The organism is Nocardia sp. NPDC056100, from assembly GCF_042266325.1.
Lineage (GTDB): Bacteria > Actinomycetota > Actinomycetes > Mycobacteriales > Mycobacteriaceae > Nocardia.
In genome coordinates this window covers 1,289,447-1,306,037 of record NZ_JBHJVY010000002.1, presented here as the reverse complement: position 1 = coordinate 1,306,037, position 16,591 = coordinate 1,289,447, and the positions used below count along the sequence as shown (strand labels likewise).

Below are 16,591 nucleotides of genomic sequence, written 5' to 3'. Positions count from 1 at the left end.
TCCGGGACGCGTCGGCCGGCTCGGCCGAACGCGTCCCCGGATGCGATCTATGGTGGGTTGGTGGCCGGACCCGAACCCGGTGACCCCGCCGGAATGTGATGTTCGCCGAGACGGAGACCACGAATGTCCGAGACCATCAACGCTTTTCATATCGACATCCCCCAGACGCGGCTCGATGATCTGCGCCTTCGGCTGGCGCGAATGCGCTGGCCCGAGCGGGAACCGGTATCGGACTGGTCCCAAGGCGTTCCGCTGGACGTCATGATCGGCCTGTGCGGTTACTGGATGGAGGGATACGACTGGCGCGCCACGGAGCGACGGCTCAACGAGATCGCACAGTTTCGCACCACCATCGACGGTCTGCCGATTCACTTCCTGCATATGCGTTCTCGCGATCCGGAAGCCACGCCGGTGGTGCTCACCCATGGCTGGCCCGGATCCTTCCTGGAATTCGAGAAGCTGATTCCGCTGCTGACCGACCCGCCCGCGGGTGAGCGCGCATTCCATGTCGTGGTTCCATCGCTGCCCGGTTACGCCTTCAGCGGGAAGCCCGCGACCACCGGCTGGGGTATCGGTCGAATCGCCCGCGCCTGGTGTGAATTGATGACCCGTTTGGGATATCCGCGTTTCCTGGCCGCCGGAAGCGATTGGGGGACCAGTGTTTCCACCAAAATCGCGCTCCAGCAACCGAATCGGTTGATCGGCCTGCATCTCGTACCGCCGCTCGTCCCACCCGATCACAGCACGGCCCTCACCGACGTAGAACGAGGCGCACTCGCCGACCTGGAGGAACGCACTCGCACCGGATCCGGATACTCGGCCGTGCACGGCACTCGACCGCAGACGCTGGGATACGGGCTGACCGACTCACCGGCCGCCCTCGCCGGATGGATCGGGGAAAAGCTGTACACCTGGACGGACGAGCCCGGCCTGACCCGCGACCAGATTCTCGACAACATCACCCTCTACTGGCTCACCGACACCGGCGCCTCCTCGATTCGGTTGTACTGGGAGAGCATCGCGGAGGTCAGCCGGTGGTTCACCGACTCTGTCGAGGACACGATCGGCGTGCCGACAGGCTGCGGCGTCTACCCCAAGGAAGTCCCGCGCCCCGCACGCCGGTGGGCGGCACGGCGATTCACCGATATCGTGCACTGGAGCGAACCCGCCCGCGGCGGACACTTCGCCGCATGGGAACAACCGGAACTTTTCGCCGATGACTTGCGCGCGACCGCCGATGCGATCGCCGAGCGCCGTATCTCTCGTATCGCGAGTTCCAGTGCGGCCGAGGAAAGTCGAACCATCAGGTGAGCCAAAACCGCTGCGGAGACGACCAATTCGTCAGCTGATCCGACGCGTATCGGTTTGCCGGCGGAGTGCGGGATGAATTCCGTTGTCTACCATCGAAGTTATGACACTGTCGTACGTTGTCACCGGTGGCGGACGCGGAATCGGAGCCGCGATCGTGCAACGGCTACTGAGTCGCGGACACGCGGTCGTGGTGATCGAGCGCGACGCACAGGCGTTGTCGTGGGCTGACGGGCAGGTCGCGGTGGTGGTCGGCGACGCGAGTTCGGAACAGGTCACCGATCAGGCCGCCGACCGTGCACAAGAGCTCGGCACCTTCGCCGGGTGGGTGAACAATGCCGCCGTATTCCAGGACGCGTCACTGGATTCCACCGACGCCGTCCGAGTTCTCGAGCTGATCAACGCGAATCTGCGTCCCACGCTCACCGGGTGTCGAACCGCGGTGCGGCGATTCCTCGCCGCCGACACCGGCGGTGCGATTGTGAATATCAGTTCCCACCAGGCGAAACGACCGGTTTCCGGTGCCCTGCCCTACAGCACGGCCAAGGCCGCGATCGGAGGTCTGACCAGAGCGCTGGCGGTCGAATACGGTCGGCACGGGATCCGGGTCAACGCGGTCGCACCGGGCTCGGTCGAAACCGAACGCTTCACCGAATACCTGGCTGCTCTCACTCCCGACGCCGCGAAGCTGGTCGAACGCGATATCGCGACGCTGCACCCGTTGGGCCGCGCGGCGACCGGTGACGAGATCGCCGCCGCTGTCGAGTTCCTGCTCTCCGCGTCCGGTGGGTTCGTCAATGGCGCGACCCTGCCCGTCGATGGCGGCCGCGCGGTCCTGGGCCTCGATCCCGAAGCCCGCTGAGGCGGGCCTCGCACCCGAACGCGTGCTGGCTGTGTGGAAATGCCTCCGCGGCGATCACACCGCCCGGTGATACCTGTCGATTCATGAGTCAACTAGTAGTTGACGATTGACTTCCGGTCAACTACTAGTTGACGGACGGCGATGGTTCATGAGTGATGTCGCCGACAGCACATCGAATCGAGGAGTCGCCATGGAAGCCTTCGAAAGTGCTGCGCGCCAACATGAGTCAGTGGGCAGGCGGGCAACGATCGTCGGCGCGGGGATCGCCGGATTGGCCGCGGCGTTGCGATTGCATCGGCAGGGCTGGGACGTTGTCGTGGTCGAACACGCGCCGAGCCGCCGCAGTAGTGGCTATCTGGTGAACCTGCACGGACCCGGATTCGCCGCGGCCGAGCGGCTCGGGCTGCTACCGGCGCTGACCCCGCGCGATATCGGATTCTTCACCTCGGTCCTGGTTCATGCCGACGGTCGGGAGAAATTCCGGATCCCCGCCGCTGTCACCGAGGCCGCCGTCGGCGGCCGGGCATTGAGTGTATTCCGCGGCGATCTGGAATCGGCGCTGTACGACGCCGTCGTCGAGTTCGCCGATATCCGATTCGGCACCACGGTGCGGGCCATTACCCAGACTCCCGGCGAGGTCGAGGTCACCCTCAGCGATGACACACAGTTGCACACCGACCTCCTCATCGGCGCCGACGGTGTGCACTCCCGGGTGCGGGAGCTCGTATTCGGTACCGAATCAACGTATTTCGTGGACCTGGGCCATATGGTCGGCGCATTCGCGCTGGACAAACCGCCCGCCCACATGCCCGACGGTGTCGGCACCACCTATATCGGTCCCGGACGCACGGCCGCGGTGATGAATCTGGGGCCGGAACGGTCCTCGGCGTTCTTCGCCTACCGCTGCCCGGACCCCCACGCCGACCTCGCGCTCGGCGCCGCACCCGCGCTCACCCGAGCGTTCGGGGATCTGGGTGGCGGTGTGGCCGACGCACTCGATCAACTCGACGCCGCACCCGGCATCGCGTACTTCGATTCGGTCGGCCAGATCGTGATGGATCGCTGGAGCCGGGGCCGAATCGTCCTGCTCGGCGACGCGGCCTGGTGCGTAACGGTATTCGCCGGCTACGGCGCTGCCCTGGCACTGGACGGCGCTGACCGGCTGGGCACCGCACTGGCTGAACACGACGATATTCCCGCTGCCCTCGACAGCTGGGAGGCGACATTGCGGCCGGAGGTGCACAAACGACAGACGTTGGCGCGCAGGGGAATCGGGCGATTCGCCCCGCCGTCCCGCGCGCATGTGTGGGCGGGCGAAATGATGCTGCGCGCGATCCAACTACCCGGCATCCGCAGTCTGGTCCAGCGCGCCATCCAACGAGCCAACAACTGACCGTCGAGTCCGCCATCGACCGAACCGTGGAGGGATTGTGCAGCATGACCCGGGGCGCGCAGGTTCTGATCGTGGGCGGAAGCATCATGTGATTGCCGCGCCCCGCACTGACCGGAGCGGTCGGTGCGGGGCGGTAGAAGGTTGAGTGGTACTCAGGGCAGCGTTTGCAGGACGCCCTCGGATTTGAAGGTTCTGTTGCCGGAACCCGGTGTGTCGCATTCCCACAGGACCGTGGCGTTGGGCGGGAATTGCAGATCTACGGACGCTTGCCATGGTGTCGCGTCCAGCATCGCGGAACCCGTCGAGACCGGCTTCCTGCTCAATCGGGCTGTTTGGGTCACGGGCGGGAGCAGGCTCATACCCTTGCACGTCCAGCCCGAGCCGTCGGCGGGGGCATCGACGTGGATGACACCGCCCGGCATGAGGGTGACCAGTGGCGGCTCCGGGGTCGAACCACTGCCGGAATTCGCCGCGAATCCTGTTTGCGCTCCACTGATCCCCAATGACACCAGCGACGCCGCCAGCACCCCCGCGCGGAAAACGTTCCGTACCAAAGCAACTCCCTAACTCACAGACATCGCGCCGAACACGCGTGCGGCAGCAAATGTACTCGACTCGAGTGACATGACCGCGCGCCGACAAGCAAGGTCGAATTACCGAAAGGTCAACGGACCGAATCTATCTGACTCGATTTGAGGTCCTCGGTCCCCGCGCGGGTACTTAGGCGGCGGTACTCGACGTACCGGTCATCGCGATGGTAAAGAGCAGCATGAGCATTGACGGGGAGTTCGCGCCGAAGTCCGCGGAGCAGACCTTGGCGGAGTTGCGGCAGCACGGACAGGAGTGGCAGGCGCGCCGACGGGCCGAGATCGCCGCCGCACGTACGGCGGGGACTCGGGAGCCATTCGACATCACCAGGTTCGCGGAGCTATATCCGATCGACCTCGACTTGGGAGACCGCGAGCCCGGAGCGGGCGATATCGAGGAGTATGAGCACAAGTACTATCTCTGCGCGCCAACGGAAGTGGACACACTGGAGAAGCTGGCCGAGCACCTCATGTGGCTGCACACCCACGACGCGGGCTGACGGCAGGCCCGCCAACAGCCGGTGTAATTCAGGACGCCGACGTCCGCGACATAGGGAATGTTCTGAGAGCTGTTATCGTCCAAGCGAATCGGGCGGCCCAGTTGAGAGACGGCACGTCGGGCGCAGTCGGTACGTTCACAGACCTTGCCGCCCGGCTCAATCAGCTGTTCCAGCTGATTGATTTGACGTCCTCCTCGGTCGGATGCCGCGGATTCCTACAAGCGCCCTGTCGGGCGCTCTCGGTGGGTTCCTGTTTCACAGAGACTTGCCTGCCGCTCACGCGGCGGGGCTTACGGTTTCTCCGCAGGCGTTTAGCCTCTCCGCCCGTCCGGCGGCGAGAAGATTGTTCGCAGCGTTGAGATCACGATCCAGGACCGCCCCGCAGGCGGGACACGTCCACACCCGAACCGATAGCGGCTTGGGACCGTCCCGGTGCCCACACTGGGCGCAGATCCGCGACGACGGATAGAAGCGGTCGACCTTCCCGAAGTATCGGCCGCGGCGGGCTGCTTTCTCCTTTAGCAGGCGCGTGAACATCGACCAGCTCGCGTCGTGCACCGATTTCGCCAGCCGGGTGCGGGCCAGGGCCGTCACGCACAAGTCCTCGACATAGATCGCTTGGGTTTCGCGAACTATCACTGTGGTGTGCTTGTGCGCCCAATCCCGCCGCTTATCAGCGACTTTCGCGTGCGCCTTCGCCAGCTTCACTCGGGCTTCGGCGTGATTGTTCGAACCTTTCCGCTTGCGTGAAAGGTTCTTCTGCGTGCGGCGGAGCTTGCGCTCGGCCTGACGCAGAAATTTCGGAGACTCGATCCTGTTTCCGTTGGACAGGACCGCGAATGTGGTCAAACCGAGGTCGATACCCACCTCGGACTCTATCGGCGGCAGCGGTTCCTCGTCGACCCCGATGACGAACGATGCGAAATACCGTCCTGCCGCGTCCTTGATCACCGTCACCGACGAGGGATCGGACGGCAGGTCCCGCGACCAGGCGACCTTCACATCACCGATCTTGGGCAGCCGTAGTTTCCCGCCAACGGTCACCGAGAACCTGGCGTTGCGGGTGAACCGGATCGCCTGCCGGTTGTCCTTGCGGGATCGGAACCGCGGTGCGGCGATCTTCGGGCCCTTGCGTTTACCAGTCATCGACTCAAAGAAGTTGCGGTAGGCGTTGTTCAGATCCGCCAGGGCCTGTTGCAGCACCACCGCCGACACCCCACCCAGCCATTCACGCTCCGGTGTTCCCTTCGCGGCGGTCAACCGCTTGGACAATTCCCTGTCGGAGATGTACGGGAGTTTTCCGGCGAATGCGGTCTTTCGCGCCGCGAGGGCATCGTTGAATACCACCCGCGCGCACCCGAAAGCCCGTGACAGCGATTCTCGCTGCCCCGTGCTCGGATACAGACGGTACTGGTAACGCAACTGCATCACCGCATGCTATCCGTGGTTCCTGGCTGAACACGAATCCATTTGTACTGGCAGACACAATGTTTTCGTCCTGCGCACACTTGGATTTTCTCACTAAGTACCAGCACCGCGTCTTCGCCGACGGGCACCTGCGACAGGATTTGCGGACCATGTCCACCACTACTGGCACGCGCAAACACAACTTGGTCGGGCTCCTGCGTCACCGAATCAGTTTGCGGCGCAACATTTTCCCTTCTGTGCCGGTACATCGAAAAGCAGGACCGGCCCGTGTAGAGCGCGCTTGGACATGAAGGCCCTTCCGTGTGGGCCGTCAGGTTGGCGCACGTGCCAACACCAGGTAGCCGACCGAGAGCTTGAGCGCCCTGGTCGTCGCGAAGTGGGAAAGGCCACGCTCTTCCCTCAGAGTGCGCAAGCGTGCCTCGCATAGATCTCTCCGCGCGGTCGATCTAGCAACGCCGATGTCCACAACCTTCACAACTTCACAACTTCGCGTCCACAAAAATCGGCATTTGCGAGGGATATGCGCCGTTCGCGGCGCTGCGTAGCGTGCGAAATAGATAGGTGAAACACATCTTTGGAGGACTCTGACCGTGAAGAATCATCTCGTTCGCACCCACCGCTCCGCCGAGACCTTCGCGCGCGAAGAGCACCTTGCCTGGCGGATCGCCGAGGTTGCCGCGGACGCCGTGGAGGTCGGCCCGGAGACCGAAGAGATGATCGTCAACCGGATCATCGACAATGCCGCCGTCGCTGCCGCGTCCATCACCCGCCGCCCGGTCGCCAACGCTCGCGCCCAGGCGCTGAGCCACCCGTATCAGCCCGGCGCAACGGTTTTCGGCGTCGACGGCTCGTACTCGCCCGAGTGGGCGGCGTGGGCCAATGGAGTCGCGGTGCGCGAGTTGGACTTCCACGACACCTTCCTGGCCGCGGAGTACTCGCACCCCGGTGACAACATTCCCGCCATCCTCGCGGTGGCCCAGCACGCCGGGCGCAATGGCCGCGACCTGATTCGCGGTCTGGCAACGGGTTACGAGATCCAGGTCGACCTGGTGCGCGCGATCTGCCTGCACGAGCACAAGATCGACCACGTCGCACACCTTGGCCCGTCTGCCGCTGCCGGTATCGGCACGCTGCTCGGACTCGACACCGAGACCATCTACCAGGCCGTCGGCCAGGCCCTGCACACCACGACCGCCACCCGCCAATCCCGCAAGGGCGAGATCTCCAGCTGGAAGGCGTACGCCCCGGCTTTCGCGGGCAAGATGGCCGTGGAGGCCGTGGACCGCGCCATGCGCGGCGAAGGCGCGCCCTCGCCCATCTGGGAGGGTGAGGACGGCGTGATCGCCTGGTTGCTTGGCGGTCCGAACGCCGAATACTCGGTGCCGCTGCCCGGTCCGGGTGAGCCCAAGCGCGGCATCCTGGACACCTACACCAAGGAACACTCCGCCGAATACCAGAGCCAGGCCCCGATCGATCTGGCGTTCCGGCTGCGCGAGCGCATCGGTGACCTGAGCCAGATCGCCTCGATCGTGCTGCACACCAGCCACCACACCCACTATGTGATCGGCACCGGCTCGAACGACCCGCAGAAGTTCGACCCGAAGGCTTCTCGCGAAACCCTCGATCACTCGATCATGTACATCTTCGCGGTCGCGCTGCAGGACGGCACCTGGCATCACGAGCGGTCCTACGCCCCCGAGCGCGCGCAGCGCCCGGACACCATCGAGCTGTGGAACAAGATCGTCACCGCCGAGGACCCCGAATGGACCCGGCGCTACCACTCGACCGATCCGAACGAGAAGGCCTTCGGCGCTCGCGCCGAGGTCACCCTCAAGAGTGGTGAGGTCATCGTCGACGAGCTCGCGGTCGCCGACGCACATCCGCTGGGCGCCAAGCCTTTTGCCCGCGATCGGTACATCGCCAAGTTCCGCACCCTGGCCGAGGGCGTCATCGAATCCGCCGAACAGGATCGTTTCCTCGAGGTGGCCCAGCGCGCGGGCGAGCTGTCCGCGGGGGAGCTGTCCCAGCTCACCTTCACCGTCTCGGCCGATGTGCTCGCCCGCGCGCCCAAGTCCCCGAAGGGGCTGTTCTAAATGACAGGACTACTTGCCGCTAACACCTCGGCCGCCGATAAGCGCCTCGCATTCAAGACGGGGCTGAACTCGGGCAGGATTCAGCGTCTGCCCGGCGCGTTCAATCCGTTGGTGGCCAAGCTGATTCAGGAGATCGGGTTCGAGGGCGTCTATGTCTCGGGCGCGGTGCTCTCGGCTGATCTCGGTCTGCCCGATATCGGCCTGACCACCTTGACCGAGGTGTCCGGGCGCGGTCAGCAGATCGCACGGGTCACCGATCTGCCGGTGCTCATCGACGCCGACACCGGTTTCGGTGAACCCATGAGCGCGGCCCGCACGGTCACGGTGATGGAGGATGCCGGGATCGCGGGCATGCACCTGGAAGATCAGGTCAATCCCAAGCGCTGCGGGCATCTCGACGGCAAAGCCGTTGTGCCGGTGGAGGATATGCTGCGACGCCTCGGCGCGGCCGTCGCCGCGCGCCGCGATCCGAACTTCATTGTCTGCGCCCGCACCGACGCCGCCGGGATCGAGGGCATCGACGCGGCCATCGAACGCGCCAAGGCCTACGCCGACGCTGGCGCGGACCTGATCTTCACCGAGGCGCTCAATACCGAAGCCGATTTCGAGAAGTTCCGCGCCGCGGTCTCGATTCCCTTGCTGGCCAACATGACCGAGTTCGGCAAGTCCGAGCTGATCGCGGCGGCCACGCTGGAGAAGATCGGCTACAACGCGGTCATCTACCCGGTGACCACGCTGCGCCTGGCCATGTACGCCGCCGAGACCGGCCTGCGCGAGATCTTCGCCAGTGGAACCCAGGCCGAATTGCTCGACCGCATGCAGCACCGCAGCCGCCTGTACGAGTTGCTGCAGTACGAGCGCTACAACGAATTCGATTCCGACATCTTCAATTTCACTCTGGGAAGGAATCAGTGATGACGGATACCACGGTACCGGCCATCTACAAGGGTCTCGCCGGCGTTGTCGTCGACACCACCGCCATCTCCAAGGTCGTGCCCGAGACCAACTCCCTGACCTACCGTGGTTACGCGGTCCAGGATCTGGCCGCCAACTGCAGTTTCGAACAGGTCGCCTACCTGCTGTGGTACGGCGAACTGCCCAATGACACCCAGTTGGCGCAGTTCCTGCAGCAGGAACGCGCATCCCGGCGCGCGGATCGTTCCCTGCTGTCGCTGGTGACCAAGCTGCCCGAGAACTGCCATCCGATGGATGTGGTGCGCACCGCGATCAGCTACCTGGGCGCGGAAGATCCCGCCGAGGACGACAATTCGCCGAAGGCCAACCGCGCCAAGGCTCTTCGCATGATGGCGGTGCTGCCCACCATCGTGGCCGCCGATCACCGCCGCCGCCACGGCCTGGATCCCATTGCCCCGCATTCGCATCTGGGCTTCGCGGAGAACTTCCTGAACATGTGCTTCGGGAAGGTCCCCGCCCCGGAGCTGGTCAAGGCGTTCGAGGTATCGCTGATCCTGTACGCGGAGCACAGTTTCAACGCCTCCACCTTCGCCGCGCGCGTGGTCACCTCCACGCTGTCCGATATCTACAGCGCGGTCACCGCCGCCATCGGCGCGCTCAAGGGCCCGCTGCACGGCGGTGCGAACGAGGCGGTCATGCACGACATGATCGAGATCGGCGATCCGGCGCTGGCCGAGGCGTGGATGCGAAACAAGCTGTCCAAGAAGGAAAAGGTGATGGGCTTCGGACACCGGGTCTACAAGAACGGTGACTCCCGGGTGCCGACCATGAAGAAGGCCTTCGTGGATATCGCGGCCGCCACCGGCGGACAGCAGTGGGTGGCCATGTACGAGATCCTCGAGCGCACCATGGTCGAGGCCACCGGCATCAAGCCGAACCTCGACTTCCCTACCGGCCCAGCGTATTACCTGCTCGGGTTCGATATCGAGGTGTTCACGCCCATCTTCGTGATGAGCCGCATCACCGGCTGGACAGCCCACATCATCGAACAGGGCGAATCCAACGCCCTGATCCGGCCACTGAGCGAATACATCGGTGTGCCACAGCGTTCCGTCGTGGCCTGACAGCCCCAGGCACGACATTTCCGGACGGCCCGCACTCACCCGTGCGGGCCGTCCTTCTTTTCCGCGCGGCCTACCGTCGCCGCCCTGAACCAGTGAGGTGAACCGCCTATGTTCTCGAAAGTGTTGGTGGCCAATCGCGGCGAGATCGCCATTCGCGCGTTCCGCGCCGCATACGAACTCGGAGCGCACACGGTCGCGGTGTTCCCCCATGAGGACCGCAACTCCCCGCATCGGCTCAAGGCCGATGAGTCCTATCAGATCGGCGCGATCGGGCATCCCGTCCGGGCGTATCTGTCGGTCGGTGAGATCATCGCCGCGGCAAGGCAATCCGGTGCGGATGCGATCTATCCCGGATACGGATTCCTGTCCGAGAACCCAGATCTGGCTGCCGCGTGCGCGTCGGCGGGGATCACCTTCGTCGGGCCGTCGGCACAGGTGCTGGAGTTGACCGGGAACAAGGCGCGCGCCATCGCCGCCGCCAAGGCCGCCGGGTTGCCCGTATTGGCTTCCAGCGCACCGTCATCGGATGTGGACGAGCTCATGACGGCATCGGAAGCCATGGAGTTCCCGGTGTTCGTCAAGGCGGTGGCCGGTGGTGGTGGGCGCGGTATGCGCCGAGTTGCCGATAAGGCCCAACTGCGTGAGGCGATCGAGGCTGCCGCGCGTGAGGCGGAGTCGGCGTTCGGTGATGCGACGGTGTTCTTGGAGCAGGCGGTGATCAATCCTCGTCATATCGAGGTGCAGATTCTGGCTGATCAGCAGGGCAATGTGATTCATCTGTACGAGCGGGATTGTTCGTTGCAGCGGCGGCATCAGAAGGTCATCGAGATGGCCCCGGCGCCGAACTTGGATCCGGAGCTGCGGGATCGTATTTGCGCGGATGCGGTGGCGTTCGCGAAGGAGATCGGGTACTCGTGTGCGGGCACGGTGGAGTTTCTGCTCGATGAGCGGGGTAATCATGTGTTCATCGAGATGAATCCGCGTATTCAGGTCGAGCACACGGTGACCGAGGAGATCACCGATGTGGATCTGGTGCAGTCGCAGATGCGGATCGCTTCGGGTGAGTCGTTGGAAGATCTCGGTTTGAGCCAGGAGTCGATTGTTATTCGTGGTGCGGCGTTGCAGTGCCGGATCACGACCGAGGATCCGGCGAACGGGTTCCGGCCCGATACGGGTCGTATCACCGGTTACCGGTCCCCGGGCGGCGCGGGCGTACGCCTCGACGGCGGCGCGAACGTGGGCGCGGAGGTCGGTGCCCATTTCGACTCCATGCTGGTCAAGCTCACCTGCCGCGGCCGCGATTTCCCCACCGCCATCGCCCGCGCCCGGCGTGCGGTCACCGAATTCCGCATCCGCGGCCTGGCCACCAATATCCCGTTCCTGCAAGCGGTTCTGGACGATCCCGCCTTCCGCGCCGGACGCGTCACCACCTCGTTCATCGACGAGCGTCCCGAATTGCTCACCCGCAACGCCTCGGCCGATCGAGCCTCCAAGATCCTGGACTATCTGGCCGATGTCACGGTGAACAAACCCCATGGCGCACGCCCCACCACCGTCTACCCGCACGACAAACTGCCCGCGATCGACCTCGCCGTCGCCCCGCCGCCCGGAACCCGCCAGATCCTGCTCGAGCGCGGACCGCAGGGCTTCGCGCGCTGGCTCCGCGACCGCGAGGGCGTCGCGGTCACCGACACCACCTTCCGCGACGCGCACCAGTCATTGCTGGCCACCCGCGTGCGCACCAGCGGCCTTCTGGCTGTCGCCGGTCACGTGGCGCGCATGACACCCGAGCTGCTGTCCATCGAATGCTGGGGCGGCGCAACCTATGACGTGGCACTGCGCTTCCTGTACGAGGATCCGTGGGAGCGCCTGGCCGCCCTGCGCGAGGCCGTGCCGAATATCAATCTGCAGATGCTGTTGCGTGGGCGCAATACCGTTGGCTACACCCCGTACCCCGGAAAGGTCACGCGTGCTTTCGTTTCCGAGGCCACCGCGACCGGTATCGACATCTTCCGCATCTTCGACGCCCTGAACAATGTCGACCAGATGCGCCCCGCCATCGACGCGGTGTGTGAAACCGGCACGGCCCTGGCCGAAGTCGCGCTCAGCTATACCGGGGACCTGTCGAACCCGAACGAAGACCTCTACACCCTCGACTACTACCTGAAACTGGCCGAGCAGATTGTCGATGCCGGTGCACATGTGCTGGCCATCAAGGATATGGCCGGACTGCTGCGTCCCCCGGCCGCACATACGCTGGTGACCGCCTTGCGCCGGGAATTCGACCTGCCGGTGCATGTGCACACCCACGACACTCCTGGTGGACAACTGGCCACCTATCTGGCCGCCTGGCAGGCCGGTGCGGACGCCGTGGACGGTGCGAGCGCGCCCATGGCGGGCACCACCAGCCAGCCCGCTCTTTCGGCAATCGTTGCCGCGGCGGCGAATTCACCACACGACACAGGTTTGAGCCTGCGCAATGTGTGCGATCTCGAGCCGTACTGGGAAGCACTCCGAAAGGTGTACGGGCCCTTCGAATCCGGGCTGCCCGGCCCGACCGGGCGCGTGTACCACCACGAGATCCCGGGTGGTCAGCTCTCGAACCTGCGCCAGCAGGCCATCGCATTGGGTTTGGGTGATCAGTTCGAAGAGGTCGAAGCCAAATACGCTGCGGCGGACCGGCTCCTGGGCCGCCTGGTCAAGGTCACCCCGTCCTCCAAGGTCGTCGGCGACCTGGCCTTGGCATTGGTGGGCAAGGGCGTGGACGTCGACGAATTCGCCGCCGACCCAGCCCGATTCGATGTCCCCGACTCGGTGATCGGCTTTCTGCGCGGTGAACTGGGCACCCCCGCCGGTGGCTGGCCCGAGCCCTTCCGCACCCGCGCCCTGGCCGGACGCGGCCCCGCCAAACCCGTCACCACCCTCACCGCCGAGGATGAGACCGCCCTCAACGGTGACTCCGCCGAGCGCCGAAACACCCTGAACCGCTTGCTTTTCCCCGCACCCACCGCCGAATTCCGCGCCCACCGCGACAAATACGGTGACCTCTCACGCCTGTCGGCGAACCAGTTCTTCTACGGCCTGCGCCACGATGAGGAACACCGCGTGGAACTCGACAAGGGCGTCACCCTGCTCATCGGCCTCGAAGCCATCTCCGAACCCGATGAACGCGGTATGCGCACGGTCGTCTGCCTCCTCAATGGCCAGCTCCGTCAGGTCGTGGTGCGCGATCGCAGCATTGCCGATCACACTCCTTTGGCGGAGAAGGCGAACCCGGCCGATCCGGGCCACCTCGCAGCGCCCTTCTCCGGCGTCGTCACCATCGCCGTCACCGCCGGTGACCAGGTGAACGCGGGCGACACCGTAGCCACCATCGAAGCCATGAAAATGGAGGCCGCGATCACCGCGCCCCGAGCCGGGACGATCAACCGCATCGCCATCGGCGCGATCCAACAGGTCGACGGAGGTGACCTGCTCCTGGTGATCACATAGCCGCGCACCGCAAGACCGCCGCACTCGCTCGGAGTGCGGTGGCATGCCTACGGGCTGGTGAGGGCGAGCAGTCGCGCACCGATCGAAGTCAGCACCGGTTCCAGCCGGTGCCGCGGCCATCGATGTGGGGTGGCTCCCGCGTCGTTGATCATGGTGAGGGTTGCCTGGACGCGGATGCGGGTACTGATGGCATCCCAGCCGGGGTGAACCTGCTGCATCAGGTGGACCCACTCGCTGATGTAGGTGTGCTGTGCGGCTCTGGTGCGGTGCCGATCGGCTTCGAGCAGATGCCCGGTCTCGGAGATCAGCACCTGCATCAAACGCGGATTGTCCAGTGAGACAGCGCAATATCCCGCGAGCAGACCCGTCAGACCCGTGCGGGGGTCGCCGGTGCCCGCGAAGGTGCGGTACATGTCGATGCGCAGCCATTCATCGCCACGGATGATCGCCGCGGCCAGAATCTCAGCCTTGGAGTCGAAATGGTTGTAGACGCTCGAGCCGGTGATGCCGATGGCCGCGCCGATATCGTCCATGCTGACCGCGGTGAAGCCCTTCATGGCGAAAAGCGGGACCGCATGGGTCAGAATCAGCTCGCGCCGGGACTGCATCACCAATCGATCGCCGCCCGTATCGGGCTCGGGATCATCTGCGCCAGTGGGAATCTCGGCGTCGAAGATAATGGTGATGAGCTGGGCCAGCAGCGCGGTGAATTCCGGTTCGGGCAGCGACAGGCTGTGGAACGAGATGCTGGTCGCCACCGCGATCGCGCACCACGCGAGCAGGTCCGAGTCGGCTCGGCTGAGCCCGGGCCGCCGCGCACCGATCAATTCCGCCATCGCGGCGGCGATTCGGCGTGCGGTGACCCGGTAGGCTGCCGCGTCCTCGGGCCGCAGGTTGCGCGCTTCGCGGCGCAGCAGCATCCCCACGCCCCGGTGCGCGAGCATCATGGCCGCGAGTTCGGTCGCCGCGTCACGGCCGGGATCGGCCGCGCAGGCGTGCACCAGGGCCTCGAATTGGGTGAGTTCGTCGTCGATGACGACCGCGAGCAGATCCTGCTTACCCCGGAAGTGCCGGTACAGCGCGGACGGGCCGATCGCGACCGCGTCCGCCACATCGCCCATGCCGACGTCCGCGAAACCCCGCTGGGTGAACAGATCATTGGCCGCGTCGATGATCAGCTGCCGCCGATTCGATGGTCGGGTGCCACGGGCCGGACGGAGCAGTTCCGACTCGGTCGTCATCAGTGTCCTTTCGTGGCCGACCTCGATATATTACCGATCCGCCGATACGGCGATGCCCGCGTGTGGCGGCGGGCACCGCACCCCTCGCGGGCTCAGGACACGCTGGCGTCCGCGCCATCCCAATAGGGTTTGCGCAGTTCGCGTTTGAGGATCTTGCCCGCCCCCGACATCGGCAGCGCATCGACGAACTCCGCACTGCGCGGCACCTTGTACCCGGCGATCAGCACCTTGCAGTGCTCCCGCAGTTCCTCCTCGGTGACGGTGCGCCCGGATGCGAGCACCACGACCGCGTGCACGCGCTCACCCCAGCGCGGGTCGGGCACCCCGATCACCGCGGCCGCCGCCACCGCGGGATGTTCGAGCAGTGCGTTCTCCACCTCCGCGGAGTAGACGTTCTCCCCGCCGGTGATGACCATGTCCTTGATGCGATCGACGATGAACACATAGCCGCGGCTGTCCATGTACCCGCCGTCGCCGGTGTGCATCCACCCCTCGCGCACCGCGGATGCGGTGTCCTGCGGGCGATCCCAGTAGCCGAGCATGACATTGTCCCCGCGCACCACCACTTCGCCGACGGTTCCGCGCGGTACCTCGTTGTCATCGGGATCCACGATGCGGATCTCACAGTGCGGGGCCGACCGCCCGGCCGCCCGGAGCAGTCGGGGTTCGTGGTGATCGTCATCGCTGAGCAGTGCCGCCACCGGTGACAGCTCGGTCATGCCGTACGCCTGGGTGAATCCGGCGTTCGGGAACGCGGCGCGAGCGCGTTTGAGCACCGACTCCGCGATCGGCGACGCGCCGTAGAGGACCTGCCGCACCCCACTCACGTCGTAGTCGTCGATCCGGGGGTCGTCGATGAGCATCTGTACCATGGTGGGCACCAGCAGCATGTCGGTAATCCGGTGTACCGCAATGGCTTCGAGCACTGCGGCCGGGCTGAACGCGGGTACGAACGTATGGACGGCCGCCGCGGCGTTGCCGAGTGACCAGTGGCAGATGGCGGCCAAGTGGAACATCGGTGCGGAATGCAGCAGCCGCCCGCCGCCCGAGAGCGCATGACCACCGGCGAGCACACCCAGGGTCGAGGTCATCAGATTGTCGTGGCTGAGCATCACCCCTTTGGGATGTCCGGTGGTGCCGCCGGTGTAGAACACGCCCAGCAGCGCGTCACCGCCGGTGCGGGAATCCTCGATCGGCAGGCTCTGCGCGATCAGCGTCTCGTAGTCGAGCATGCCCTCCGGGCGCGCCCCGTCGCCGCAGAAGATCACCGTCTCCAGCTCCGGAAACTGTTGGCGCAGTTCGGGAACCAGACCCGCGAACATGTCGTCGACCAGCAGGGCGCGGGTATCGGATTCGCGCAGCGAGTACGCGATCTCGGCGGGACTCCAGCGGATATTGACCGGGTTCACCACCGCTCCCAGCCAAGGCACCGCCAGCAGATATTCGTGAAAGCGATCGGAGTTCAACGCCAGGATGCCCACTCGGTCACCGGGTTTCACCCCGAGCCCGGCCAGCGCGCCGGCGAGCCGGGCGATGCGGTCGACCGATTCGGCGACGGTGCGCACCCGATCGCCGAAGATGGTCATGATCCGATCCGGATCGTGTTGCAGGCTGCGGTGCAGCACCTGTGTCAGATACATTGTGGTTC

General features: G+C 65.3%; 13 protein-coding genes. 8 read left to right on the top strand and 5 right to left on the bottom strand.

What is annotated here, in order from left to right:
* Positions 1-123: 123 nt before the first annotated feature.
* From ACFC0O_RS18145 to ACFC0O_RS18135, 3 genes are all read left to right on the top strand, one after another.
* Entirely contained in the window at positions 124-1,311 is a 1,188-nt protein-coding gene (locus tag ACFC0O_RS18145; RefSeq protein WP_375959157.1) for an epoxide hydrolase family protein, read from the top strand.
* 100 nt (positions 1,312-1,411) lie between these two features.
* Entirely contained in the window at positions 1,412-2,170 is a 759-nt protein-coding gene (locus ACFC0O_RS18140; protein WP_375959155.1) for an SDR family NAD(P)-dependent oxidoreductase, read from the top strand.
* A 229-nt stretch (positions 2,171-2,399) separates the two neighbouring features.
* A complete protein-coding gene (locus ACFC0O_RS18135) occupies positions 2,400-3,563 on the top strand; it encodes an FAD-dependent oxidoreductase (RefSeq protein WP_375959153.1) in 1,164 nt (387 codons plus the stop codon).
* Between the two features lie 152 nt (positions 3,564-3,715).
* Here ACFC0O_RS18135 and ACFC0O_RS18130 read toward each other — a convergent pair whose 3' ends face one another.
* Positions 3,716-4,117 (bottom strand): hypothetical protein, encoded by a 402-nt coding sequence (locus tag ACFC0O_RS18130; RefSeq protein WP_375959151.1) that lies wholly within the window; start codon positions 4,115-4,117, stop codon positions 3,716-3,718.
* 215 nt (positions 4,118-4,332) lie between these two features.
* On the opposite strand from ACFC0O_RS18130, the gene ACFC0O_RS18125 reads away from it, so the two are divergent.
* A complete protein-coding gene (locus ACFC0O_RS18125; protein ID WP_375959149.1) occupies positions 4,333-4,650 on the top strand; it encodes a hypothetical protein in 318 nt (105 codons plus the stop codon).
* Here the strand turns inward: ACFC0O_RS18125 and ACFC0O_RS18120 are convergent.
* Together ACFC0O_RS18120 and ACFC0O_RS18115 are read right to left on the bottom strand one after the other, a co-directional pair.
* Positions 4,566-4,811, bottom strand: coding sequence for a short-chain fatty acyl-CoA regulator family protein (locus ACFC0O_RS18120; RefSeq protein ID WP_375960756.1), 246 nt, complete (start codon positions 4,809-4,811; stop codon positions 4,566-4,568). The two genes, ACFC0O_RS18125 and ACFC0O_RS18120, sit on opposite strands and share 85 nt — an antisense overlap.
* 115 nt (positions 4,812-4,926) lie before the next feature.
* Positions 4,927-6,078, bottom strand: a complete 1,152-nt coding sequence (locus ACFC0O_RS18115; RefSeq protein ID WP_375959147.1) for an RNA-guided endonuclease InsQ/TnpB family protein — start codon at positions 6,076-6,078, stop codon at positions 4,927-4,929.
* A gap of 590 nt (positions 6,079-6,668) precedes the next feature.
* Between ACFC0O_RS18115 and prpD the strand changes: the two genes are divergently transcribed.
* From prpD to ACFC0O_RS18095, 4 genes are all read left to right on the top strand, one after another.
* The gene (gene prpD / locus ACFC0O_RS18110; protein ID WP_375959145.1) at positions 6,669-8,171 is read left to right on the top strand and encodes a 2-methylcitrate dehydratase PrpD; all 1,503 of its coding nucleotides are present in this window, start codon (positions 6,669-6,671) and stop codon (positions 8,169-8,171) included.
* A complete protein-coding gene (prpB, locus tag ACFC0O_RS18105) occupies positions 8,172-9,086 on the top strand; it encodes a methylisocitrate lyase (protein WP_375959143.1) in 915 nt (304 codons plus the stop codon).
* Entirely contained in the window at positions 9,086-10,210 is a 1,125-nt protein-coding gene (locus tag ACFC0O_RS18100; protein WP_375959141.1) for a bifunctional 2-methylcitrate synthase/citrate synthase, read from the top strand. The genes prpB and ACFC0O_RS18100 overlap by 1 nt, the downstream gene beginning before the upstream one ends.
* A 108-nt stretch (positions 10,211-10,318) precedes the next feature.
* Positions 10,319-13,702, top strand: coding sequence for a pyruvate carboxylase (locus ACFC0O_RS18095; RefSeq protein ID WP_375959139.1), 3,384 nt, complete (start codon positions 10,319-10,321; stop codon positions 13,700-13,702).
* A 47-nt stretch (positions 13,703-13,749) separates the two neighbouring features.
* Here the strand turns inward: ACFC0O_RS18095 and ACFC0O_RS18090 are convergent, their stop codons facing one another.
* Together ACFC0O_RS18090 and ACFC0O_RS18085 are read right to left on the bottom strand one after the other, a co-directional pair.
* On the bottom strand, positions 13,750-14,943 hold the full coding sequence (locus ACFC0O_RS18090; protein WP_375959137.1) for a TetR/AcrR family transcriptional regulator: 1,194 nt from the start codon (positions 14,941-14,943) through the stop codon (positions 13,750-13,752).
* Positions 14,944-15,035: 92 nt separating this feature from the next.
* Positions 15,036-16,583 carry a long-chain fatty acid--CoA ligase gene (locus ACFC0O_RS18085; RefSeq protein ID WP_375959135.1) on the bottom strand — a complete coding sequence of 516 codons (1,548 nt, stop codon included), beginning with the start codon at positions 16,581-16,583 and terminating at the stop codon, positions 15,036-15,038.
* Positions 16,584-16,591: the final 8 nt, after the last annotated feature.